Consider the following 24003-nt stretch of genomic DNA (forward strand, 5'->3'; position numbering starts at 1 on the left):
AATTCTAAACCCCCCCCCCCCCCGCTGTCTTATGCCCACCTATGAATATGAACCGCTCGCCGGGCATTGTGACAAGTGCCAGGGACATTTCGAGATTATTCAAAAGATGAGTGAACCTCATCTGAAAACATGCCCCGCTTGCGGGCAGGCGGTCAAACGGGTGATCTCCGGGGTGAGTATCGGGAATACAAAATCGGGGGGCTCTTACGCAGATGCCAAAAAGGCTGGATTCACTGTCATGAAACGCCGGGATAAAGGTGTTTACGAAAAAATCTGATGCTGGTCGCGTTTTATAAACCATACGGTGTCCTGACGAGATTCACTCCGGATGGTTCTGCCCACCGCACACTTAAGGAATTCCCCCTACCCCCGCGTTGCCATCCGATTGGACGGATCGATGCGGATAGCGAGGGGTTACTCCTGCTCAGTGACGAGAAACGCTGGGAGGATTTGCTCTTGAATCCCCGCCAAAAACATTGGCGCACTTACTGGGTCCAGGTGGAGCGTGTCCCCGACGAGATGGCCCTGAGCAAATTGCGCAAGGGTGTGGAGATTGCGGATTATTTTACAAAACCCGCTCTGGCCAGTATCCTCTCACCCCCGCCTCAGACTGGTGAATCGGAAAATGAATCTGTGAAATATAGCCCGGGAGAGATCATCGTCCCGGTGAGGAACCCCCCGATCCGCTTCAGGAAAAATGTCCCGGATACTTGGATCGAGATATCCCTGACGGAAGGCAAAAATCGCCAGGTCCGCCACATGACCGCTGCCGTGGGGCACCCGACGCTGCGCTTGATCCGGTTCGCTATCGGCCACCTCCACCTTGCTGACCTCGCCCTCAAACCCGGTGAAAACAAATTGCTCACTGCGGGCGAGTGTGATTTGCTTTTCAAATAGGAGTGTCCGAAAGTTTTTCCTGATCAAAAGAGCCACACCTGTGTACTGAGGTGTGTTTGTGTAAACCCTGTTTTAAAATCCTGCCAGCCTAGGTTTAATCGTGATGATTATTACCGAGCAAGACGGGGATGGTACTGCGGAAGAGGATGGAGGAGGTGACGCTGCCGATGATGAATTCACGAATGCGGTTATGGCCGTAGGCACCCATGATAATGATGTCGACTTCCGAGTCATGGGCGAAATCGAGGATTTTTTCTTCGGGATTACCGGTAAGCAGTTTGCACTCGGTTTTGATCCCCAGTTCAGCCGCATGGGCCGATGCCCAAGCAAGGGCTTCCTGGCTTTTTGCCGTGTGGCCGTCATCGACACTGATGATGGTCGTCTGCATTTCCATCTTCCGGACAAACTCCATGCCGGCATGGAATGCGCGCCGGGAGTTTTCACTGCCGTCGAAGGCGATGACAGCCTTTGAGAATTGGCGGGGCCGGTCAGCGGTGATCAGGCAGGGTTTAGTAGAGATGCGGATGACTCGCTCGACACTTTTACCGAGGAAATCGTCTTTGAGTTTAAGGTGTTCCCCATTACGCCCGATAATGACGAGGTCGATATTCTTTTCTTCCTCTTGGACCACCTCGGCGAGGTCTCCGGTTTTGAGTAAGGACACAAAGGGCACTTTGTCCTCTTCACAAGCTTGCTCGATGACGGCGAGGATGGCTTTGCCGCGTTCCGTGAAAAGTTCATTCAGCTGTGAATAAAGATTCTGGTAAGGGACGATCCCGACGGCTCCGGATAAATCGGCAAAGAAGGATCCGCCCACGTCGCGTGACTCGATCACATTCAGGGCATGAATCTTTGCGTCGAATTTATGGGCGATTTGCAGAGCGGTTTCCATAGCGATTTTGGAGTGTTCCGAGCCGTCCGAACAGAGCAATAGATTCTTGATCATAGGGGGGTATTATAGCAGGGGGATTCCGGTGGGCAAGCTCCCCTTTACTTGAAATCATCCATATCAGTCTAGTTTATGGTTGCAATTAAACATCATTATTGGCAATAGGAAGGGCATTCTTATGAGAATTAAATCTTATCTATTTCTTTTAGTACTGGTTCTAGCTACCCCATTTGCTTTTTCCCAACAGAGTGAATGGATTGTCTTGAGCGGCGGCCCCGCCCTCCCTTCATGGGAAAAGCAAAAAAAAGTTCCTCACGATCGTGTCTGGGATAATTTTATCTTTACGGGGCAGCTCCGCATTGAGCAGCTCAAAAAAGAAATCCCTGCCGGGGACATCATTACTTGGATGGTCTACCGTACGGGTTATGTCGCCCGCGGCAAACAGATGGGGGCCGACTACGTCGCCCAGATCGAACAATCTGCCCTAAAATGGGGTGTGAACCTAGTGTGGTTTGATAAACAAGGTGCCAATGGTAATGAATTGATCGAATACATCAATAATGGCAAAGACCGTAGTAAAATCAAAATCAAGAGCTTCGACTATTTTGGCCACTCGAACCGGAAAAATTTCCTTTTTGATTACTCAAATGATTTGGACGGGGTCTCCGTTGTCTGGCTGCATATTGTTGATTTAAAGAAAATGAACCGTTCTGCCTTTGATCCTACAGGACAAGCTTGGAGTTATGGTTGCCATTCCGGGGACGGATACGTCCAGGCCTGGTACCAAGCCACCGGGGTGAAGATGCAGGGGACAAAACAAAAAACGGATTATGCCGCCCGTAGCTGGCCTGTTCCTTCTAAAGGTGGTAAATGGAATCAATTATGAAGAAAATTTATTTATCACTCTGTGTGGCCTTCGCCTTTGCTTTGATGACTGGCTGCCAGACGACGGACTCCACCACAGGGACGACTTCCTCCCCGGGGACGGCTGGTGCCCCCAAAATCGGTATGAAACTTACCGATGATCCGAAACGTTCGGTGCCGGTCGGGACAGAATTTGTCGGACAACGTTATTTTAGTGAGAAATTCATGTACTGGGGTTTTGTGCGTCCGGAAAAGGATGCTTGGGGGAAGTCTACCCGCATCGTGATGCTGCGTGAAGAAGTCCCCGCCCCGGATCGTGCGCCGAACGGGCCAAGGGGTCGCGATGACGGCACCATCTATTTGTTAAAAGGATATTTCTCGGGGGAAATCGCCTATGAACCAAAGAGCGACCTGATGCTCGACGTTTTTGTCCTACAAGGCTACGAGGTGGTGACCGAGCATAATAAACCCATCAATGCTAATACCCCATTCTGGGTTTCCGACCGCATGTATTACCGTAATAATGCAGCGGGTGTCAAAAAACAAGGTTCCAAAGTCGGTAACCGCTTCCACGAAGACATGTCCACACCTTAGAGTATCGCACGCGACCGTGGATCGGCAGAAAAGAGAGCAAATTGCACCACGAAGGATGATGGAAACCGGACGGCCAAACCAATTCTGTAGGGTGGCCGGCTCGGTTACAGAATGTCGGATGCGACCGTGAAACTCTGGCCCGTGGCAAGCAGGGCCGCTCGCCCTACAAAGTCAGGTTCAGCACGCCGACCCGCTGGATCGGGAATCCCCCCTGCCGCAATTTGCACATTTTTGGTAAGAAGATAAAAGTCAGTGTGTTGGTTACCTACAAGGATTTGAAGCAAATCATTCTTCTTTCCCTATCACTTTGGGATCACGAGTCCCAATTGTCTTTCGTCGGAGCGAGACACCGACTCTTTTGGAAAATTTATTCCCGACTAGGCATACAGGCATACGGCTCTCTATTGGTTGCCTCATTACAGCAACGAAGGCTGGTATTCCTCAGTATCCTGAAAGGATTCTAATCATATAGCCCGGGGTTGGAAAGCGCTCTCACGCGACCTACCCCGGGAATCTGGATCAAAGGATCTACCCTGAAAGGGTTATGTCCAAAGGGGGTGATTCCTCACGTTTGGTCAAAATCCACCACGGTGCACACAAAGGGAGGAAGATTTGATTTTGTGTAGGGCAAGCGGCCCTGCTTGCCTTCTGGGGCGCAATTTGCATCACGAAGAATACAAAAAACACGAAGGAGAAAGTTTTAAAATAGGGGGTTCACGCCAAGGAATGCGAAGTTTTCTCCGAGGGGTTACCATATGGGGTGAATACCCCATAGCGGGGATAAAATCGCCTGTGGTAACGTTCGCCCATGATTAACCCGAAATTATTCTACTCAGGAGGCATGACCTGTACGTGTTTCTTTGATGATGGCAATGAATGCGGGTTGACTAAAAATCTGGTCGGTACAGGTAAAAACTCGGGGACAATTACTTATCAGATCCAGAGATGCCCTTCGGAAAAAGTCTTTCTACGCAATACAAACCTAAACCTAAAATAAAAACAGAAAAAAACAGTCTATGAAACTTATCACAACACTTACGGCGGTCTCACTGATGGCTGTCTCGGCATTATTCGCCGGAACTGAAATGTCTAAAATGGACGATTCCAAAGGACTTAGTCAGTCCATTATGGAACAGGATATCCCGCTTTTCCGGGCAAACGAATGGAGTGTCGATGCGTTTGGCACTTATGTATTCACTGATACAAGCGGGCGTTACCGGGACGGTTTCGGCGGCGGCGCAGGGGTGAATTATTTTTTCACTCGTTACATCGGTGTAGGATTTGACGGTTACGCTTGGCAAGGTGCTCAAAATGATGATGCCGTTGGAGCGATCGCGGGAAATTTGATTCTGCGTCTGCCCATCGATAAATACCATTTTGCCCCCTACATCTTTGCTGGTCCCGGTGGGATTTTCGGCCCCATTAACGAATTCAGCGGTCAAGCTGGTGCTGGTGTGGAAGTCCGCATCACTCATAATTTCGGGATCTTTGCTGATGCCCGTTATGTTTTCACCACGGAGAGTAACGACTATATCCTTCCCCGTGCTGGTGTCCGTTTTATATTCTAGTCACGTGACGGGAATAGTTTAAAATTTAAAAACAGCCATGGATTAACCATGGCTGTTTTTTTGTGCCCGGCGCAATTTGCCGGGGCTTTTGAAAAAAATAAAACTCCCCCAGCGCTCCACCAACCGGAGAAGGTCATGACTATGGGTAGGCAGAGAAGTCTAAAAAAAAGCAGGAGCCCAGATTATGTTCTTGGCCGTTGCCTTTTTGGTCTGTCAGAAAAGGGCGGTGGAGTTATTCTTCGTAGATAAAGTGTTCAGTTTGGAGTTTTACTTTCCGGTCCCGGGCTTCATCTTGGGTTTTTGGGCCCCCTGCGACTTCCAGGATTTTATAGATTTGAATGGCGCCTTTCCAGTCCTGTTGTTCTTCTTTGATCTCACCAGCATCAAATCCCGCACGGGAAAACCAGACAAATTCAGGTAATTTTGCAGCTTCATCCATACTTAACCCGTCGGGGAGGGACTTTGCATAAATGATATCCATATAAGTGGTCAGAGCTTCTTTATTTTTCCCGAGTTTCTGGAGGCATTTCCCGATCCGATAGGTGGTCTCATTATGGAGGGTAAGGTTGCCTTGGTTCAACTGGCGGATCTCTTCATAGACTTTAATCGCTTCCTCATATTTTTTGAGTTGCTGGAGGCATATTCCTTTTCCTAGCCTGGCTTCAAGGGGTGGGGTCTGCCCGGTCTCTTTTAAAATGCTCTCGTAAATAAGCAGGGCATTCGCGAACTGGTTAAGCTGGCGCTGGAGCTCTGCCTGCCGGAGGCGCGCCTCGATGCGCAGCGGGGAGTTTGGGATGCTGGCCACTTTCTGGTAAAGCTCATTGGCCTTGGTTGTTTCTTGGCGGCCTGCGGCACTTTTTGCCGCCCAATAATAAGATTCATCGATGAGTTCATGGGCCGGGAAATTCCGCGATAATTGCTCGAAGAGACTTTGTGCCCGCGCATAATCCTGCCGGTTATAATAATAATTCCCCAGCCAGAATGTGGCCGAAGCCGCGTAATCGGATTTAGGATAACGTTCGACGAATTGGTTAAAGGCGTCCAAGGCCGTATTTTCGTCCCCCATTTTTGCCAGTGTCAGGCAATGATTGTAAAGGGCTTGTTCTGCCAGTTGGTTTTTAGGATGGTTTTTGGCAATGGCCGTGAATGCCGCTGCGGCCTGCGGATATTTTTCCTCGCGGAAAAGGCATTCCGCCAGAGCAAATTGCGCTTTAGGAATGAGTGGGCTTTTCGGGAAATTTTTTACCAGTGCATCATAGACCTCGCGGGCTTTGACGAATTGACCGGCGAGAAAATAGATATTAGCAGTCTCAAATTGGGCTGCGTCGGAGAAAGCACTATCAGGAAATTGTGTCAACAGGCTCTGGTAAGCCGTGATGGCGGCTTTGGAATTACCGGCGAGGGCATGGGCCTGACCTTGCCTGAAAAGGGAAGCTTCCGCATAAGTGCCGCGGGGGAATTCCTTACTGATTTGTTGGTAAATATCGAGGGCTCCCGCGGAATTTTTCTGTTGGAGGAGCAGGTCAGCGATCTTAAAGAGCATGCGGGTGCGTTGGTCTTCACGGGTAGCGGTTTTTAATGAGCCGCGCAGCATCTTGAGGGCTTCATCTGTCTGGTTGTTTAAGACATAACAATCGGCGGCTAGTTCATAGACCTTTGCCAGGTCAAAGGAGGCATAGGCGGGTGAAGTGAGAATGCGGCGACATTCGGCTAATGCTTCCGGAAACATTTTTTGTTGGTAGAGAGCGCCAGCGAGGACGACATCGGCTTCAAACCCTGCCCGGCTTTCGAGATTTTTCTGGGAGAACTCGCGTAATTTATCCAGTGCCGGCTGCACTTGGCGATTTTTGGCCATGGCTTGCGAATAACGTTTCATCGCAGCGGACCTCCGCTCGATTGATAAAGCTTTTTGGAAAGCCTGTTCATAGGCCTTGGCCGCATCCGTGTCGTCATTGAGCGAGGTATAGACATCGCCGAGTGCCAGCCATGCGTCGCCGACCACACTTTGGGGTTGGGCTTTGGGGTTGATCGTAATACTTTCAAAAATCTTCCGGGCTTCCTCATGCTGCCCACGGGCTGCATAGATTTCTGCGCGCCAAAAAAGGGCCTCGAATTCCAGGGGGCTGAGGGGATTATCCGTAATCAGGGGGGCGAGGGTTTTTTCCGCTAGGTCAGATTGGTCCAGTTGGAGCTGGATTTTTGCGAGGGTGAGCAGGCTTTTACGTCCGGTTTCATTTTTTCTATTTTCCTCGCCCAGCATCATAAATTTTTCTACGGCCGCATCTGTGTTACCCGACAAATATTCTAACCAAGCCTGACTGTAACGGGATTTCAGGGCGTAATCCCCGGCTTTAGGATCGTCAATAATGGCTTGGTAAAGTGCCGCCGCTTCCTTCCACTTTTCGGCCAGGGTGTATGCTTCGGCTAGGGTGAATTTCACTTCGACCAGGTCCAGCGGGCTTTTTTGACGGCTTAACTCTGGGGTTAAGACGGTGACGGCCAAAGCTCCTTCGGACTGTAGGACCAGTGCTTGGGCTAAGGTAAGGCGGGCTTGCGGGGTGAATTCAGAGTTTGGGAATTGGCCTAGTAATTTTCTAGAATTGATCTCCGCGACCTCGTAAATCCCGTCATTAAATGCCCTCTGGGCGGTCTCAAACAACCTCTTTTCTTCCCTCGTCTGGGAAAAGAGTGGGGTCGTGAGGACACAGACCGCAAGGGTCGTCATGAGGAATGTGAGGATTGTTCTTTGCATCAGGCTTTAATATTTAAGGTTATCCAGCTTAACCATGTGCACGCCAAGATTCAACCTTCTCTTGAGACAAAAGCCCGGCCTTGTCACAGGATGGTCGAGTGTGGGTAATTTCATCGTGAGGATCATGGGGCAGGGGGAATAAGGGGATAAAAAACATCATGAATGATGGGGATGATGTAGCCATGTAAATATTTTTATATGAATTTTTCCGTATTTTGATATAATTACACACTGTGAAAATACGGGTCATCCTCATTGCGACAATGTGTCTCCTGCCTTTTTACGCATCCGCACAAAATGTGAAAATGCGTGAAACGCGTTGGGAAGCACAGGATTTGATCAAAAGTGCCAAGGAAGGCGGTAAAGACTTTGCCTCGAAAAATTATTCGGGTGATAAAGTGTATAATACCGATAATGTGAAGTTTAAATCCTTTCTCTCCCGCGATTTTGAAGGGGGCAAAAAGGCGATTGAAGTCGAAGAAAGTTATTCATTAAAGGAATCTTCCTCGGCCAACCGATCCGCTCTTTTTAAGGAAAATAACCAAGAAGAAGTCAATCAAGCCTTCCAAGCGGCGGAAGAACGCGCCCGCGAAGGGAGCCGCGAATATGGCAGGGCCTCCAAGGATTTCCCCGATATGGAGATGATTTATGAGGCTAAGTCATACCAAGGACCGGAAAAAAATAAAGTCACCCGTTCCGTGCAGAATATTGGTAAACCAAACCTGAGCGTCGATGAGGTCCGCGATATGCTGAATTCACCGGGCTCATCCCGTAAGGATATCACGGGTGACCAAAAAAGTAACCTCCCGAAATAAAAGAAGACCTGTCGCGCATTCATCGAAGGAATACCTTGTTTTCATGGCGTGACATCGCTACATTTACCGCAAATTATAGGCCAAATATGTCAAAAAACACACTTTTCCCCAGAACCATTCTCGCCCTTCTCTTTGCGGGGGTAATGATATTCCCGACGACAGGACTCTACTCTCAGTCACCACCGGTGGCCCAGAAGCCTTTTGCTTCCCCGAAAGCAGGATTGCAAAATGGGGCCGATGTTGTTCCTCCCGAAATATTAAAATCGGTGGATCATTTTTTTACCACGCTCAAACAAGATAAGGTCACACAGGCCTTTGACGATATCCTGACCAATACCAAGGTCAAAGATCGCACGAGTGAAGTCAATGACATGAAGGCCAAGACGACGACCCTGCTTTTGGAGTTTGGGAAAGTGCAGGATTATGAGTTAGTCAATGTCAAAAAAATCGGATCCCGTATTTTTGTCCTCACTTTTTTGAGTTATTCCGAGGCTTACCCTTTGAGGTGGAATATGACATTCTATAAACCCAGCGAGACATGGCGCTTGATCGATATTCGCGGTGAGGTCAGTGTCCGTGATATCGGGGTAAATTTCGGTGAATCAACCCCGCAATAAGTGTCCCGTATTTTATTATGAAGTTTTTCATTCTTGTTTTTATCCCTTTGATCTTGGCGGGCTGTTTGGCCGCCGTGGGCTGGATGATATTGGGGTTGAAAGGGGCCCTTGCCGGTGGATTTGCGGGCATTATTTTATTGATTCTGGGTTTAATCATATACCTCAAAGATAGGAAATCCGGAGGTGAATCCTCTGCTTCTTCCGCTCCAGCCGGAAAAACGACTTTCCGGAGAGAAAAGGAAACCAGCGAACCTACAGAGGTGACAAAGGTTAAAATCAAAAAACCTAAAAAGGCCGATAAACGTGTCCTCGGGATATTAAAAAATGCCCAAGCCCTTTTGAAAGAAGTGAAGCTTGATCAAGAAGAAGGTTGTTTGCTTGTGGATGCGGCAATTGTTCCCACCACCCCGGATGGGGCTTTTGCCCCTTGGTTTCCTGATGAAATGAGTTTCCAAGGTTTTGCGACTCAAGCAGATGCCGAAAAAGGCGTTGGTGGTCAGAAAATAAATATTCTGGGTTGGCGGCGTTGGATGCAAAATGAATTCAGGATTATGGAGCTCGAGCTTTTACGCGGCTCATGCCGTTTGCAATACACGGTAGCTCCGGTTTCTTCAGGGGTTGGATTTATCCGTTTTTCTTATGAAGACGAGTGTTTTGGGAAACCAATTATTTTGCCGGAAACGGCGGAGGTCACACCATCGGACGAATCGGCCCCGGTGAATTCCGTCGAAGACGCCCCTGTGGTCGAAGAAATGGCCATGGAAGAACAAGAACCTGGGGAAATCTTAGTCTTTGTTTTGAGGAATGGTCAACAAACGGGGCCTTTTACCATGGGTGATCTCTGGGTCGAGATTTCCGAGCACCGGGTTTTTCTTACGGATTACGGCTGGTATGAAGGGCTTCCAGATTGGTTACCCCTCAGCAAGTTGATTGAACACGATAAAGACAGCATCTGACCTTTTTGGGGAAGAAGACATGCTTCCCCGTTTGACATTAGGGCGGGAGCCTTCTACTTTCAACTGGTATGGTTTTGACCCCTTATGAGTATAATTATTTTGTCTTGGGCGTGATGTTCATTTTGGCCATCTGTTTCGCCGTAGGCCCTTTGATTATTGCACGGTTGATCGGACCGCGTAAACCTTCCCGTACAAAAAACGCCACTTATGAATGTGGACTTGTGACTCGGGGTGATGCTTGGATGCAGCTGAAGATTCATTATTATCTTTATGCCCTGTCATTCCTGATTTTTAGTCTGGAGATTGTTTTTATTATTCCCTTGGCGGTTGTCCTGAAATCCGCTGGATGGTGGGCTTTTTTTTCAATGTCATTTTTTCTTTTAATCCTAAGCGCCGGGCTGGTGTATGAATGGAAAAAAGGCGCGCTCGAATGGGACTAACCAATTATGCCGATTGATGAAGGACTTAAATCAGAACTAGCCAAAGCGGGGGTTTTTACCACCACTCTGGAGAGCATTTATAATTGGGGTCGCCGCAGTTCCATTTGGCCTTTGCAATTCGGGCTGGCCTGTTGCGCGATTGAAATGATTGCGGCTGCGGCCTCCCGATTTGACCTTTCGCGTTTCGGGGCGGAGGTTTTCCGGCCTTCCCCGCGTCAAGCCGACCTGATGATTGTGGCCGGGACAGTGACAAAAAAAATGGCCCCGCAAGTCGTCCGGCTGTATAATCAAATGCCCGAGCCGAAATATGTCATCGCCATGGGGGTCTGCGCGATCTCTGGTGGCCCATTTAAACAAGGGTATAATGTCCTCAAGGGCATCGACCGTTATATCCCGGTGGATGTGCATATCCCCGGTTGTCCTCCGAGACCTGAAGCCTTGCTTCATGCTCTCATGACCCTCCAGCGCAAGATCGATGAGCAAACCACATTTTCGCAGTTTGAAGGGGAGCCCACCAACCGTGCGTATGACTCGCATGACGGAGAGTTTACCGTACCCACCCTGGGTGCACACGATATTGAGCCACCCTTTAATCCAGAGGTTTGGAAACCCGCGCAAATTGCAAAGGGCACATCAAAATGAATACGGATTACCTCTTTGTTAAATTCCCGACGCTGACTTACGAGCGCCCGACGAATTCTTTTGTGATCCCCCCCGAAATCGCCTTGGAGGTGGCCCGTTATTTAAAGGATGATCCGATGTTCCGTATGGATATGTGCACAAATTGCACGGCGGTGGACTGGCTGCCTACGACGAATATCGTTAAACGCAAGACGATCGAGATCATTGACGGTAAACAGGTGGAGTCCGTAGAAGAAATCATCGTCGATAAACCGGCTTATCTGGAGACCGTTTATCACTTGGTTTCTGTGGAGAAAAAAAAGGGCCCCCTGATCATCCGCGTGCGGACAAAGGACCGTATCGATACACGAGTCCCATCCCTGACCCCTGTCTGGCGGGGTTGCGAGTTCCAAGAGCGCGAGGCCTATGATCTTTACGGGATTATGTATGAAGGCCATCCTGATCTGCGCCGGATCCTGATGTGGGAGGGTTTTCAGGATTATCCCATGCGCAAAGATTATGTAGAGCCGGACGATTACGAGTATGAGCCGACCCCTCACGATGAGGTGTTGACCAAGGCGAAAAAACATTACCCGGTAAAGCCTGTATGATCGCACCTAAAGATAATTTTAATGATCTGGATCTTTTGGCCGAAAGACCCGAGCCGAGGGGTTATGAGATCATTAATAAGGAAAATTCGGAAGGTCAGGAACTCTTGGAGATTTCCCTGGGCCCCCAGCACCCGAGTACACACGGGGTTTTCCGGATGGATGTTGTTCTCGACGGGGAAACAGTGATCAAGCTCAAGCCTATTTTCGGTTATCTCCACCGCAACCACGAAAAAATCGCCGAGCATACGAGTTATATCGGGACGATGCCTTATACCGACCGTTTGGATTATTTTTGTTCCATGACGAATAACTGGGGCTACGCCCTCGCGGTGGAGCAACTTGCGGATATCAAGGTTCCTGAACGGGCCGAGTACATCCGCGTGATCATGGCCGAGCTGACCCGACTGATTAATCATACCTGTCTGGCTGGTTTTCTGCTCAATGACTTGGGGGCTTGGGGTTCACCTTTGCTTTATGCTTTTCGTGAACGCGAAAAGATCATTGATTTATTTGAATCCGTCAGTGGGGCGCGCCTGATGTGTAATTATTTCCGTTTTGGCGGTGCTCGTTGTGACCTGCCCGATGGTTGGTTGCGGCAGGCGAATAAAATCGTCGATACATTCCCAAAATTCTTGGATGAATTTGAAAAGCTGATCACCGGTAATGAAATCCTGCGCAGCCGTACAGAAAATATAGGGATACTCTCAGCAGAGCTTGCGGTTAATGCCTCCATTACCGGCCCCATGCTCCGTGCCAGCGGGGTGGATTACGATTTGCGCAAAGCCCAACCTTACGGGATTTACGGGCGTTTTGATTTTCGGGTGCCGATGGGAACGGTCGGGGACTGTTATGACCGTTACTACGTCCGGATTCTGGAGATGCGCGAGAGTTTGAAAATCCTGCGCAAAGCACTCAAGGATATTCCAGATGGTCCGGTGTGTGCGGATGTGAAGATCAGGAGTTTTAAGACCCGTCCGGGTGAGGCTTATAGCCGGATTGAAGGCCCGAAAGGGGAACTCGGATTTTATGTGATCAGTGATGGGTCCCCGAGCCCCTACCGTTACCGGGTCCGTCCGCCGTCATTCATTAACCTAACGATATTAGAGGATATGTGTCTGGGCCATAAACTGGCGGATGCGGTGGTGATCCTGGGTAGTATCGACATTGTTTTAGGGGAGGTGGATAGATGAATTTCCCGGGTTTAGGCATTATAAAGGGGATGGCGGTGACTGCGGAGAATTTCCTGCGCAGTTTCTCACGGGCAGACAGGCTTTTTACCACGGAATATCCGGAGGAACGCATCGCGCTCCAGGAAAATTACCGTAATTTCCCGTTTTTAGTTTATGATGATGCACCGGAGAATATGCGTTGTGTGGCGTGCAAGATTTGCGAAAAAGAGTGTCCCCCGCAGTGTATTTCTATCGAGGAAGACCGTGATGAAAAAGGCAAAGTCATCCGCAGGCCAAAAGTTTTTGATATTGATTACTCCGTTTGTATGGGGTGCCAGATTTGTGTCGAGGTCTGCCCTTTTGACGCGATCAAGATGGATCATGAATATGAACTGTCCACGGACAACCGTTTTGACGGATTACTCTTCCATCGTGATGAGCTGCTGAAGCCCGCTGATCAATATGAAAAAATGCACCCGACCGAAGGGGCAATCGTAAACGCCAAAATCCGCGAGCAAATCGAGAAAAAGAAAAAAGCCGAAGCTGCCAAAGCCGCCGCTGCCGCACAAAAACCTGCCCCAGTTGGGGAAAAATAATATCAATAAGGCTTTATACCGGTCTCTATCGATGAGTGCTTTCGGGGTGACGGACGTGGTGCAGAGGAGTAATGAAGATCGAATATTAGATAAGACTATAAAAAACGGTGTGAATGGCTTGTTATTTTTTGCGGGGTTTGGTGATATCCCATTTCCACACTAAAAAACAAAGGGAAGAAAATGTCATTCACCGAAAATTTTGAAAATGTCAGTGTTGTTTGTAAAGCTAATGTCTATTTCGATGGCAAGGTAGCCAGTCATACCGTGCAATTTGTGGACGGATCAAAAAAAACACTGGGGTTGATTTACCCCGGCAGCTTTAAATTTGACACAGGTGTACCCGAGGTCATGGAGATTATCTCAGGGGAAACGAAAGTCCGCCAAGCCGGGCAGACTGAGTGGACGTCTTATGGGGCCGGCACAGCTTTCGAAGTCCCCGGGAAATCTTATTTTGAAATCTCCGTTGATTCCGGGATTGCCCAATATATCTGTTCCTTCAAATAAGAAGTTTTTTTAAGGAATATCCGTTACGGCCTTTCAAACATGTCTTTGAAAGGCCTTTTTTATGGGGAAAAGAATTCGTCTAAACAGCAGGTGATCAGCTAAGGTTTATTCACCAGTTCAAAAGGTAAAAATGGCCTTAAAGGAGATCGAACATCAAGTGCCTAAGGGATGGGTTCCTGTTTTTCATTTCTCATGCTCGATCAAATTATTGACAAATCCTTGGGTTAAAGAGACTTGTCACGCAAATGACTGAGCGATGATTGAATAAATTATTGAGTTTAAAAACTATTCCCGCTTATATCGGGCTAAAATATGTACTTTAATTTTAAACTATTCCGTCGTGCCTTGACGATTTCCTTATGGGAACGCCCCTTTCATGTGAGGCGATGGTTTTTCACCCTCTTTTTTACTGTTCTATTCCTGTTTTTTTGGATGCTTGTGGCAGTGGGCCGTTTATTGGATAGCCTCTTTTTTCGTGGGTTTTATAAACAGAAGGTGGAGGCTCCGGTTTTCATCGTGGCTCCGCCCAGGAGTGGGACCACTCTGACCCAAAATCTCATGAGCCTAGACGATGAGAGATTTGTCCATGTAAAGCTTTACCAGACGATTTTCCCGTCGGTTTCATTCCAGAAAGCGATCCATAAACTCTCCCGGATCGACAAAAAAATGGGGCATCCCCTGGGGAATTTGATGTCTTGGGTGGAACGCAAATGTTTCGGCGGCTGGGATAATTTGCATAAGATGCGTTTGGCGCAACCCGAAGAAGATGATGCATTCTTCCTGTATTGTTTTGTCAGCGAAGCGATTTTCCTCCTGTTCCCTTACGTCGATGAACTTTGGGAGGCCGGGTTTCCCGATCACCTCCCGGAGGACGCGCGGCGCAAAGTGATGCGGTTTTACCGTTCCTGTCTCGAGCGCCATCTTTATGTGAATGGCCCCCGTAAAACCCTTTTATCTAAAGCCACCCAATCGTCCGGTGCTGTCGATAGCTTGAATGTCGAGTTCCCCGACGCAAAATTTATTACGATCGTGCGCCATCCCTATAAGTCCGTCGCCTCGCATGTGAGCCTTTTCTGGCCGGTTTGGGTCAAACACTCCCCTGAAATCCTGAAAACATCTCAAAACTCAAAACAATACGCACGGTTGGCCGTGGAATGGTACAGGCATTTGTTCGAGTTCCGCAACCGGATCAGCCCGGAGAGGTATTATTGTATCGACTACCGTGATCTGGTATCTGACCCGAAATCCACCATGGAAAAACTTTACGCTCATTTTGGTTGGCAGATCAGTGATGCGTACCGTCTCCTCCTTGAGGATGCGACGAGTACACAACGCGAATTCCGGAGTTCCCACAAATGCAGCTTGGAGGAGTTCGGACTCAGTGAAGAATGGATCCAAGAGCAAATCGGGGATGTCCTAGACTTTTACGCCTTGGAAAGATAAGGCGTTTTCTTCACGCCTTTTTGAAGGCGGGGCTAAATCTCCACCAAGCAGTATGGCAGAGCCCCAAAAGGATCAGAATCAGTCCGCTACCCACGACATGCGAAAGGATGGGGGAGTCCGGAAAACTGTCCAAGGCAACGAGCATGGCTAGGGCGATATTACGGTTGCCCGCGCCGAATGCCGTTACAATGCGGCTACGATGATTTTTGGGGCCACTCCAATATCCCGCGATGACGGAGATTTCGCATAAGATAATTACCGCGAGGAATTGAGTCCATCCGGTATTAATAATCGCGTGCCATTCGTTCCAGACCACAAATCCCAGTGAGAGTGCGCCCGCGGCATCTGCGAGCACTTCCACAGGTTTGTGGATGAGAGCTGTGAAGCCCGGGAAAAAGTGGTGGACAAATATCCCGGTTAATAATGGCAGAGTGATTGTGAGAATTAATACCAGTAGGATCAATGCGAAATGAAATTGTAACGCACCTGCGCCGGGTACAAAACGAATGGCGACTAGACATACCAAGGGAGTGGCGATGGCTGAAATAAACGGGAAAAGCGAAGTTAATATCGCGGCCAAGGGAAGATCTCCTTTTGCCATTTTAGTGAAGATGGGTACAACGGGTGCGAATGGGGAGGCGGCCAGTAACAGGATGGCCACGGAGGTTTCCATACCTAAGGTAAAGACATGCATGAGGCCGAGGGCTAGGATGGGGATAAAAATAAAATTCAACAGGAGGATGCGGATGATGAGATTGCGGTTGCGGATAGAATCCAAAACCTCCCTTGGATTGATCCTGAGCCCGATTTCAAAAAGGAGTCCAGTCAATGCGATGGTCGTGAGGATCCGCACGATCATATAAGTCGTCATCGGAGTTCCTCCCTACAGCTTGAAAGGGAATATTGCACGGACATGAGAGTCCGAAGCTAATCAGATACCATGGGTATTGCAAAAACTCTTTTTTAATACCGGGAATCCGGATCGCCCCTTTCTTATTTAGGTATTTTCATCATCACGTGGCCCTGAGTTTTGAACGGGACATTTTGACGGCGGCGATTTCATCAGGCGTCATTTCGACGAGTACCCCGCGGGCGATGTTGTATTCGCAGAATTCTTTTTCCGTTTGGAAAGCCCGTTGCCCAAATTCCTCAGTAGAGGTCGTGAGGCTTACATTCACTCCGGAGGAATGTTTTTTTACCTTGGAGAGATGTGGGTGGAGGATTTTATCGAGGTCATCCGTTTTGATGATGTATTTGATCTTGTGAGGAGGCGTTTTAAATCCGTTATCACGGGTGGTCGTAGTGACCGTTGTGCCATTGTCCAAATAAGTGACCAAGGTCAGGACGGTGACCGTGAGGGTCTCCGTGTGTGAAAAAAAGAGTCTCAGAATAGTCGTGTGGTCCTGATGCAAATAATCCGCCACATAAGTCGACGAAGGCATCAGGTTATTGGCGAGGGTCGCGTAGGAGACTAGATCGAAACCTTTTTGTGCAGCAGGGATCGTATGATCACGAAATGAAAGTAATGCTTCAATGGGGAGCTCATCCTCCCTGATCTGGAGATCCTTGTATTCCCGGGCTTCGGGTAGGCCTTCAGAAAGTTTAAAGGGGATACGCAGTATCTTCAAGAGGCTCACAAATAGGAATAGGTGGAATTTGCCTCGGGAAAAGCTCCAGCACTCACCGAAGGAGAGTTTCCGGCTGTCGACCTTATAATATTTTGTGTATTCCTTTTCCGCTGGTTTTACCCGTAAAGCATCGAAGTCTTTAAAAAGGATCCATTCCGTGAGTGGCTCATGCCAGATATAATCAGTGGGGGTGATTTTTCCTTCCTTGGTCATGCGGTTGAATTCAGCCTCAGAAAACGGCCCGGACTGCCCTCCTTGTCTGGTGATGTAAAATTGCATGGGTATTATCTTGCGGGAAGGTTGATCCCGTGGAGTTTTTTATAAAGACTCACGGCGTAGGAGTCGGTCATCCCCGAGACGTAATCGAGGATAAGCATGAGGCGCGTGTAAGCGGAGTCGACCGGTTTTTGTCCGGGCCCGACAAATTGCTCGGGTATGAGCTCGAGCAATTTGCGCGAGAGGGGTGAGGAATTTTTGCCCGAGACGAAAACATCTTCCACGGCAGTGACAAATCTTTCCAGCAGGTAACCGATGACTTCGCAGCCTGCGAGCTCGACCTCTAGAGTCGTGGCGCCCCCATAGATTTTATCGATGGAGATATTTTCGATTTGCTTCAACGGTTTTTGGAGTCCGATGGTATCAATGAGGGATTGGTCGAATTTGCCGGATAATATATCCCCCTCATTGTCGAGGAAGGACGTTACTGCGAGTTCGGCGAGGTTATTGATCGCTCGCGCCCTGAGATATTCGATCCGGGCACGTTGGTTCCGGGTCTTTTTAAGCGCTGCCGCCAAGGCCGTTTTTCCGGCGAGCTGCCCAAAAAGGGACAAAATGGTTTTGTAGTCGATGAGGCCCATCCGGAAGCCGTCTTCAAAATCGATGACCCGGTAGGAAATGTCGTCTGCAGCCTCTGTCACAAAAGCTAAGGGGTGCCGCTGGAAGACACAGTCCCCGGGTGAAAACGGCGCTAGACCTAGATGGTTCGCGACTTGGATGAAATAATCTTTTTCCGAAGAGAATATGCCAAATTTTTTCATACTGCGGCGTTCCCCACGAATAAATGACGGTGGTAAGAGTGAAACCCGGGGATATTTTGTAAAGGCTCCCAAAGTGGCATAGGTTAATTGCATCCCTCCATCATTATCGGGCATTTGTAAGCGTGTGACGATACGGAAACCCTGGGCATTTCCCTCGTAATTTGCGATGTCAGCAATTTGTCCTGGAGAGAGGACCCCCGAGTCGCAAATCCGGCGCGCGAGTGGCGAGGTCTTGAACCAATGCCGGATGGCATCCTCGCCAAAGTGGCCAAAGGGTGGGTTCCCGATGTCGTGGGCCAGCGCCGCTGCCGCACAAATCGCGCCGAAATCCGTCGCAGCAATTTGTTTTAGCCCGGAATTTCTGCGGCTGCATATTTCCCTGCCAATGAGTGTCCCCAGAGTCCGTGCGATACAGGACACCTCGAGACTGTGTGTCAGCCGGGTGCGGACATAGTCACTTTGGGGCAGGGGGACTACTTGCGTTTTGTCTTGGAGGCGCCGAAAGGCGCTCGAAAAGACCAGACGGTCATAATCCATTTGGAATTGCGAACGTGCCGGATCTTGTGCGGGGGAGATTTTTTTGCCGAGACGTTGCCAGGATAAAAGTTTTTGCCAGTGACTCATGGGTGGATTCCATTATTAGAGGGGATCAATCCGAAACGCAAGCCACGGAAAAAAAGCCAGGATTATAAGCAGAAACGAGCTGATTTCCGCCACTTATCGAAATTTTTCTACCGTTTGTAGAAAATTTTTTGTGAGAGGCAAGAAGATGAGTTATTTTAAAGCAATATAACAAAGGCACATGATGAATCGTTCTCAACTCCGTATTTTGATGATAGCTGGTTTTATGTTTTTTGCAGTCCGTGAAACGGCACTCTGCCAGGAAATGGAAAGGATCCATACTGATATGATGAAAGAATTCTCCCAGGAAGTGAATATGACTGAAAATGAGGAAGGGCAGGCAAAACAGGCTGATAAGGCGGACGTAAAAGATGAACAGTCAAAACCCGTATCGAATGAAAAAGATTCGGTTCAAACGGATTCATCGACTCCAAAATCCGACTCAGGCATGGGAGAAATGGGTCCATCAAAACTTGATTCAAAAAACTAAATTTTGAATAACCATGGAGGTGTGATAGCTTCCTCCATTCATGGAAGGGACTTTCCAATACGTGGACCTCGACGGGTTCACCGATTTTAACGGGATCACTGACGACCGCTATTTTTACCGTGTTCCCAGGGACTGGTCTATCTTTATCACGGATGTGAAAGGCTCTACAAAGGCCATTGAGCAGGGTCGTTATAAAGATGTAAATACCATTGGGGCCGCATCGATTACGGTGGCCAGGAACGTTATTGGAAAAGATTTCCCCTACGTTTTTGGCGGGGATGGGGCGACACTGCTCGTGCCACCATCGGATTTGGATACGGTCATGGGTGCTTTAAAGAGTTTGCAGGAATTATCGAGTGTCCAATTTGGGCTCGGCTTGCGGGTGGGGCATATCCTTGTCCGTGAGGTCGAGCAAAGCGGGGCGTATATCGAGGTGGCAAAACACGAGCTTGTAAAAGGAAAATTTGTGGCTGTTTTCCGTGGTGGCGGCTTGGCACTGGCGGAAAAAATGATCAAAGGGGATGAAGCCCGGTACAGTTCCCCAGATTTATCCGTAGGCGACCCTGACCTGACAGGGCTTTCCTGCCGGTGGAATAAGATCCCAAATAAACGGGGAAAGGTTTTATCCCTGCTCGTTACGGCTAGGGGGCGGGATTCTGATCGTCTGTATGCAGGCATCTTGCAGTTCTTGAATAACCTCTTTGATGGTGATTTTAATGTGGCGAATCCGGTAAATACTGAATCGCTCGAGTATAAATCGGTGCAGGAATGTATCAACGATGAGAAACGGTATGAAGGATCCCGCTTTTCATGGCGTTATTTTTACAGAGTGTTTGAGATCATCATGACTGTCTTGTTTTTTAAATGGAATCTCCCAGCTTTGGTTTTTGATTCACAACGTTATAAGCAATCGATGCGGGTTCACTCGGACTACAGGAAATTTGACGACATGCTGCGGCTGGTCATTGATTGTTCATCCGGACAAATCACCTTGATCCGGGAATACTTGGAGTCATTACGTGTTCGTAACGAGATTGATTACGGGATGCACGAGTCGGATAACGCTCTCATGACCTGTTTTGTCCAAGACACGCAGGATGGTAATCATATTCATTTTATCGACGGGGACAACGGGGGATACGCCATGGCTGCTAAACAGATGAAAAAACAAATCAGCGAGCGATCATAAATATTCTTTATTGACTTCGAATCGGCCTTAAATATCTGACGCGAACTCTATTGATTGGTAGTTGCGTTATAAATTCCATAAACGTCTTTATCTAGGAGACTTGGCGGGAGGGTGAAGGAATCAGGAAACCGGTTTAAGTCTATCATTTTGTGATACTTGCGGAAATTTTATTTTGACTTTTTTCGGATTTCTCCCTATAAGTCCTCGCATATGAACGTATTGAGCCGGGTTCTTTTAGTCATTTGTATCGCATTAACCGGAGGACTTTTTTTCGGATATCTCAAATATAATGAGATGGAAAAGAAGTACGAACTTGATTTGGAGATCGCAAATAAAAAAATCCAGTCATTGACTGAGAACGTCAAAAAAATCTCTAAGGATCTAACCGACACTCAAAGCGAAATCGCCCAGTTAAAAAATGATATTGCCCAGAAAGAAGCCCAGATCCAAGACTCCGCCCAAGAGTTACAAGCTTCATTAGAAAGAGCAAAACAGGAGACAGAACGGGCCAATCTTGCCGAAGGCAGGATCGATACCCTCCAAGAATCCCTCGACGCTTCTCAGTCAGAATACAAGTCGATGGAAGAAGCCCTTTTTACTAAAGAGGCTGAACTGAAAAAAATCCGCGAGGAAATTTTTGTCGGCCCTAAACGCGAAGATAAAAAAGCGTCCGTGACTCCTCCTGCTGTAGGCGCCCAGCAAACGACCCAAGCCAATACACTTCCCCAGCGTTAATCCTTGGGATTCGGGGCTGTTGATATCGCATTTTTTTGGTTTTATACCACCCCCTTTCGGGCGGTAACATATATTTCAGAAACAGGGGGGGCTTTTGAGCTTACAGCCGGAGGAAATTCAATCCACCGACTTCGAGACGGCAGTTGTTGAATCATTTAATTTGCGGGAAAATTGCAGGATGGATTCCTGATAAGTCCTCGGATCAGTCTGGTACGCATCATTGTGTCCCGCTCCTTGAATCCAAACAATTTGTTTTGGTTCATGCGCTGCCTCAAAATTCTTCCGGGCATGGTGGGGTTGGATGAGCAGGTCGGCTGTTCCGTGGATAAAAAGCACGGGCACGCGCAAATTGCGCAGGCGTCTTTGAGTAGGAAAAGGATTCCGGTAATAAGGCAGGGGTGGAAGCATCACTTCATAGGCACTCGTGAATGTGCTTTCCAAGATGAGTCCTGACACAGGTTTTTGTCCGGCGAGCCATACGGAAGGCCCTCCACCCATGGAGCGGCCCAAAAGGATGATTTGTTCCGGTGAGACTTTCTTGTCACGGATGATCCATTCATAGACACTCAGGATATCCTCTTCGAGGGCTTTTTCACTAGGTTTGCCCTCACTGCGCCCGTAGCCGCGGTAATCGTAAGCCACGACATTAAATCCAAGATTTCGGAGTTCGTGCAAATAGGGTTCGATCCGGTTTAAATCCTCACCGTTACCATGGCTAAAGAGGATGGTTTGTTTTGCCGCCGGGTTATCGAGGGACAAGACCGTGATTTTATCCCCGGAGGGGGTGGGAAGAACTGATTCACCCTCCAAAATCCCCCCATACACACGCGGGATGGGAAACATGGCGTAATTTTGGATCCAGACTCCAAGGATATTCACCACGGCATAAAGGATGGCCAAGGTAATGGTGATGAGGAGGATAGGGCGGATTACGTGTTTTTTTAACGTTTTCATATACTGATCATGACATGGGTTTCATCCCCGTCAAAATTGATACGTTTTGGAGGTGTATCGATTAATTTGATGTTTGCGCCATAGATGCCGGTAAATCATTTGGACGGGCGACAATGATCCCGATTTTTTCGGAGGAACCTTTTAAATACGCACTGAGCTCCTTATCGACAAGCACCTTCCTGTGACGCGATGAAGCGTGCATGAAACGCAATACACCATTGGCATCACGGTAAGCGAGGCCGACATGGGAGGTGTATGCCCCACTGTCTCGGCAAACGATAGCGATGATATCCCCGTCTTTGAGTTTGGGCTCGATCCGGGCGACCTTGCTTTTGGGAATGTAGTAAACGGGCAAGCGGGAGACTCGGTTTTCGATTTGTGTCATCTGAGGGCGCAGGGAGGGATTATATTTGAGATAGCGGTAGGAACGCCAAGCGACGGTCATTTCCCGTATTTGTCGCTGGATCGGCACCCCGCCCAGTTCCCGTGTTATATTCTTGCACAGGCCACGATTTTCATTGTCGTGGAAAAGCTCCTCCAGGAAATGGATGCGGGATAGATAGCCGCCATCACACCGGCCCCCGCGGTAGCGTTCAAGCTCGATCATTTTCAGGAGATCTTCGGGTTTGTAATGATCGGGTTTCATTTTGAGCATACGGGCAAAACCCAGCGAAATTTCGAAAAAGGTCCAACAATCCAGGCCGTTAAGGTTTACCGAGGCGGCCTCAATATGGTTATCTATTTCGAGGGTGAATCCTTTGTAGGGTGTCCCGCATAATGCCAAACCAACGGCATCTGTGCGTTCACCAATCGGCAGTGACCTCCAGTTTTCCTTTTGGGCGCGGCCGACGAGTTGGTAGAATTTATCGGTTCCTTTAAAAACAGTATTAAAGGGGAGTTTCTCTGCCCGGAGTGATAATGGACTATAAATGAGAATACCCAAAATGATGCAAATGAAAACCAAGCGGGATTTTAACTTTTTCATAATTCCTCCTTTTAACGATGGCTCGGCTGATGACAGACTTATTGATGTTTTGTTTGGTTTTTATACCCACGCCTCCGGTGGGTCAATAAAATAACACGTGCAGGCTCCTGGCCAGGAGGATGGTGCTGGCTTAGTCATGACTGATTAACCCCGAGGGTGGATAACAAAATCAATCCCGCCGTCCTTGCAGAATGCTTGCAGGTTTTGAGTTCTTTTTCGTCACCGAGGGCTTCACCCCCGATCCGGCAGCAGCCAGGGGACCAGTCTAGAGAGGAACCTTTTCTAAATATTTCTTTAGGGAATCGACTGTTTTGAATCCGCTTTGTCCAATAACAAGAATAAATTCCGGGTTTGATTCATCAAACAAATAGATCATTTCCAACCGCAATTTGCGTGGGGTTTTAGGATCGTAATCCTCTGTATGGACTGATAAGTGACTAATGAAGAGAAGGATATAGCCGTAAAAAAGCAAATTGCCCGGTCTGGATATCCGATGGAAAAAGGAATATTTTCTAGGCACAGGTGTGGATGGTTACTCAATGAGACACGTAAAGATGCAAAAAATTCTTTGAAAAGGCAAAATCAAGAAATAAAAAACCCGCCAGAGCAAATTGCACGGGCGGGTTTGGGGATTTTATTCCGAGAGTCTTAGGGGATTTCGGAAAAAAAAGGGTTATTCCTTGAATTGAACCGTGTGGCTTTCCATTTCGTGGGCGCAGGGTTGGTTAATAGGTACGTCAGTAGGAGCGCTATTTTGGTTAACCACACCATTTGTGATCATCCATTGCTCCAGCTCTTCGCCGCTGATATCAGGAATCATGATGCCATTAATCTCGACACAAGGGGAAAGGCGTTGGCCGGATTTCTGGACCATTTCCATGTATTGGGTGGAATCATTGATGATATCACGGTCTTCGAAGGATAAATTATATTTTGTCAGGATGGCGCGGATGCCCATGCTCCAACCGCAAGAGGGCTTTAAATAGGCAATAATTTTAGGTGTTTGGCTCATAATAAGACAAAATTTA

29 protein-coding genes are annotated in these 24003 nt (G+C 48.3%); 19 read left to right on the top strand and 10 right to left on the bottom strand.

Annotation, left to right across the window (positions count from 1 at the left end; all coding sequences use genetic code 11):
* Positions 1–277, top strand: a 277-nt coding sequence (locus SGI98_11995; GenBank protein ID MDZ4744122.1) for a zinc ribbon domain-containing protein, incomplete at its 5' end; no start/stop codon positions are given.
* Complete coding sequence (locus SGI98_12000; GenBank protein MDZ4744123.1) at positions 277–897, top strand: pseudouridine synthase; 621 nt, start codon at positions 277–279, stop codon at positions 895–897. The genes SGI98_11995 and SGI98_12000, both read left to right, overlap by 1 nt.
* Before the next feature lie 94 nt (positions 898–991).
* Here SGI98_12000 and SGI98_12005 read toward each other — a convergent pair whose 3' ends face one another.
* A complete protein-coding gene (locus SGI98_12005) occupies positions 992–1843 on the bottom strand; it encodes a universal stress protein (protein ID MDZ4744124.1) in 852 nt (283 codons plus the stop codon).
* Between the two features lie 121 nt (positions 1844–1964).
* Between SGI98_12005 and SGI98_12010 the strand changes: the two genes are divergently transcribed.
* Positions 1965–2672, top strand: a complete 708-nt coding sequence (locus SGI98_12010) for a hypothetical protein (GenBank protein MDZ4744125.1) — start codon at positions 1965–1967, stop codon at positions 2670–2672.
* Positions 2669–3244, top strand: coding sequence for a hypothetical protein (locus SGI98_12015; protein ID MDZ4744126.1), 576 nt, complete (start codon positions 2669–2671; stop codon positions 3242–3244). The genes SGI98_12010 and SGI98_12015 overlap by 4 nt, the downstream gene beginning before the upstream one ends.
* A 104-nt stretch (positions 3245–3348) precedes the next feature.
* Here the strand turns inward: SGI98_12015 and SGI98_12020 are convergent, their stop codons facing one another.
* On the bottom strand, positions 3349–3528 hold the full coding sequence (locus tag SGI98_12020) for a hypothetical protein (GenBank protein ID MDZ4744127.1): 180 nt from the start codon (positions 3526–3528) through the stop codon (positions 3349–3351).
* Positions 3529–4052: 524 nt separating this feature from the next.
* Here SGI98_12020 and SGI98_12025 point away from each other — a divergent pair.
* Both SGI98_12025 and SGI98_12030 read left to right on the top strand, forming a co-directional pair.
* On the top strand, positions 4053–4241 hold the full coding sequence (locus SGI98_12025) for a hypothetical protein (protein ID MDZ4744128.1): 189 nt from the start codon (positions 4053–4055) through the stop codon (positions 4239–4241).
* A 19-nt stretch (positions 4242–4260) separates the two neighbouring features.
* Positions 4261–4812, top strand: a complete 552-nt coding sequence (locus SGI98_12030) for a hypothetical protein (protein ID MDZ4744129.1) — start codon at positions 4261–4263, stop codon at positions 4810–4812.
* 232 nt (positions 4813–5044) lie between these two features.
* Here SGI98_12030 and SGI98_12035 read toward each other — a convergent pair whose 3' ends face one another.
* Entirely contained in the window at positions 5045–7564 is a 2520-nt protein-coding gene (locus SGI98_12035) for a tetratricopeptide repeat protein (protein MDZ4744130.1), read from the bottom strand.
* A gap of 233 nt (positions 7565–7797) precedes the next feature.
* Here SGI98_12035 and SGI98_12040 point away from each other — a divergent pair, with 233 nt between their 5' ends.
* The 10 genes from SGI98_12040 to SGI98_12085 all read left to right on the top strand — a co-directional run bounded on the left by SGI98_12040 (position 7798) and on the right by SGI98_12085 (position 15336).
* On the top strand, positions 7798–8379 hold the full coding sequence (locus SGI98_12040; GenBank protein ID MDZ4744131.1) for a hypothetical protein: 582 nt from the start codon (positions 7798–7800) through the stop codon (positions 8377–8379).
* Between the two features lie 86 nt (positions 8380–8465).
* The gene (locus SGI98_12045) at positions 8466–8996 is read left to right on the top strand and encodes a hypothetical protein (protein ID MDZ4744132.1); all 531 of its coding nucleotides are present in this window, start codon (positions 8466–8468) and stop codon (positions 8994–8996) included.
* Positions 8997–9013: 17 nt separating this feature from the next.
* A complete protein-coding gene (locus tag SGI98_12050) occupies positions 9014–9952 on the top strand; it encodes a DUF4339 domain-containing protein (protein MDZ4744133.1) in 939 nt (312 codons plus the stop codon).
* A 68-nt stretch (positions 9953–10020) separates the two neighbouring features.
* Positions 10021–10392, top strand: coding sequence for an NADH-quinone oxidoreductase subunit A (locus SGI98_12055; protein ID MDZ4744134.1), 372 nt, complete (start codon positions 10021–10023; stop codon positions 10390–10392).
* Positions 10393–10398: 6 nt separating this feature from the next.
* Positions 10399–11034, top strand: coding sequence for an NADH-quinone oxidoreductase subunit B (locus SGI98_12060; protein ID MDZ4744135.1), 636 nt, complete (start codon positions 10399–10401; stop codon positions 11032–11034).
* A complete protein-coding gene (locus SGI98_12065; protein MDZ4744136.1) occupies positions 11031–11624 on the top strand; it encodes an NADH-quinone oxidoreductase subunit C in 594 nt (197 codons plus the stop codon). Before SGI98_12060 ends, SGI98_12065 begins: the two co-directional genes overlap by 4 nt.
* Complete coding sequence (locus SGI98_12070) at positions 11621–12814, top strand: NADH-quinone oxidoreductase subunit D (protein ID MDZ4744137.1); 1194 nt, start codon at positions 11621–11623, stop codon at positions 12812–12814. The genes SGI98_12065 and SGI98_12070 overlap by 4 nt, the downstream gene beginning before the upstream one ends.
* Positions 12811–13389: an NADH-quinone oxidoreductase subunit I gene (locus SGI98_12075; GenBank protein MDZ4744138.1), complete on the top strand. Its 579-nt coding sequence runs from the start codon at positions 12811–12813 to the stop codon at positions 13387–13389. The genes SGI98_12070 and SGI98_12075 overlap by 4 nt, the downstream gene beginning before the upstream one ends.
* Before the next feature lie 180 nt (positions 13390–13569).
* Positions 13570–13893, top strand: coding sequence for a pyrimidine/purine nucleoside phosphorylase (locus tag SGI98_12080; GenBank protein MDZ4744139.1), 324 nt, complete (start codon positions 13570–13572; stop codon positions 13891–13893).
* Between the two features lie 432 nt (positions 13894–14325).
* Positions 14326–15336 carry a sulfotransferase gene (locus SGI98_12085; protein ID MDZ4744140.1) on the top strand — a complete coding sequence of 337 codons (1011 nt, stop codon included), beginning with the start codon at positions 14326–14328 and terminating at the stop codon, positions 15334–15336.
* 10 nt (positions 15337–15346) lie between these two features.
* Here the strand turns inward: SGI98_12085 and SGI98_12090 are convergent, their stop codons facing one another.
* The 3 genes from SGI98_12090 to SGI98_12100 form a co-directional block, all read right to left on the bottom strand.
* Complete coding sequence (locus tag SGI98_12090; GenBank protein ID MDZ4744141.1) at positions 15347–16207, bottom strand: bile acid:sodium symporter; 861 nt, start codon at positions 16205–16207, stop codon at positions 15347–15349.
* A 142-nt stretch (positions 16208–16349) separates the two neighbouring features.
* On the bottom strand, positions 16350–17243 hold the full coding sequence (locus tag SGI98_12095; GenBank protein ID MDZ4744142.1) for a DUF4339 domain-containing protein: 894 nt from the start codon (positions 17241–17243) through the stop codon (positions 16350–16352).
* A 5-nt stretch (positions 17244–17248) separates the two neighbouring features.
* The gene (locus SGI98_12100; GenBank protein ID MDZ4744143.1) at positions 17249–18625 is read right to left on the bottom strand and encodes a deoxyguanosinetriphosphate triphosphohydrolase; all 1377 of its coding nucleotides are present in this window, start codon (positions 18623–18625) and stop codon (positions 17249–17251) included.
* Between the two features lie 178 nt (positions 18626–18803).
* Between SGI98_12100 and SGI98_12105 the strand changes: the two genes are divergently transcribed.
* The 3 genes from SGI98_12105 to SGI98_12115 all read left to right on the top strand — a co-directional run bounded on the left by SGI98_12105 (position 18804) and on the right by SGI98_12115 (position 21036).
* Entirely contained in the window at positions 18804–19112 is a 309-nt protein-coding gene (locus SGI98_12105; GenBank protein MDZ4744144.1) for a hypothetical protein, read from the top strand.
* A 40-nt stretch (positions 19113–19152) separates the two neighbouring features.
* Positions 19153–20301 (top strand): DUF3095 domain-containing protein, encoded by a 1149-nt coding sequence (locus SGI98_12110; GenBank protein MDZ4744145.1) that lies wholly within the window; start codon positions 19153–19155, stop codon positions 20299–20301.
* A gap of 210 nt (positions 20302–20511) precedes the next feature.
* Positions 20512–21036, top strand: a complete 525-nt coding sequence (locus SGI98_12115) for a hypothetical protein (GenBank protein MDZ4744146.1) — start codon at positions 20512–20514, stop codon at positions 21034–21036.
* Between the two features lie 117 nt (positions 21037–21153).
* Here SGI98_12115 and SGI98_12120 read toward each other — a convergent pair whose 3' ends face one another.
* The 4 genes from SGI98_12120 to SGI98_12135 form a co-directional block, all read right to left on the bottom strand.
* Complete coding sequence (locus SGI98_12120; GenBank protein MDZ4744147.1) at positions 21154–21990, bottom strand: alpha/beta hydrolase; 837 nt, start codon at positions 21988–21990, stop codon at positions 21154–21156.
* A gap of 61 nt (positions 21991–22051) precedes the next feature.
* Positions 22052–22975, bottom strand: a complete 924-nt coding sequence (locus tag SGI98_12125; GenBank protein MDZ4744148.1) for a DUF1460 domain-containing protein — start codon at positions 22973–22975, stop codon at positions 22052–22054.
* A 265-nt stretch (positions 22976–23240) separates the two neighbouring features.
* The gene (locus tag SGI98_12130) at positions 23241–23495 is read right to left on the bottom strand and encodes a hypothetical protein (protein MDZ4744149.1); all 255 of its coding nucleotides are present in this window, start codon (positions 23493–23495) and stop codon (positions 23241–23243) included.
* Positions 23496–23648: 153 nt separating this feature from the next.
* Positions 23649–23987: a glutaredoxin gene (locus SGI98_12135; protein ID MDZ4744150.1), complete on the bottom strand. Its 339-nt coding sequence runs from the start codon at positions 23985–23987 to the stop codon at positions 23649–23651.
* Between the last annotated feature and the right edge of the window lie 16 nt (positions 23988–24003).

The organism is Verrucomicrobiota bacterium (genome assembly GCA_034440155.1).
In the GTDB taxonomy this organism is placed as follows: domain Bacteria; phylum Verrucomicrobiota; class Verrucomicrobiia; order JAWXBN01; family JAWXBN01; genus JAWXBN01.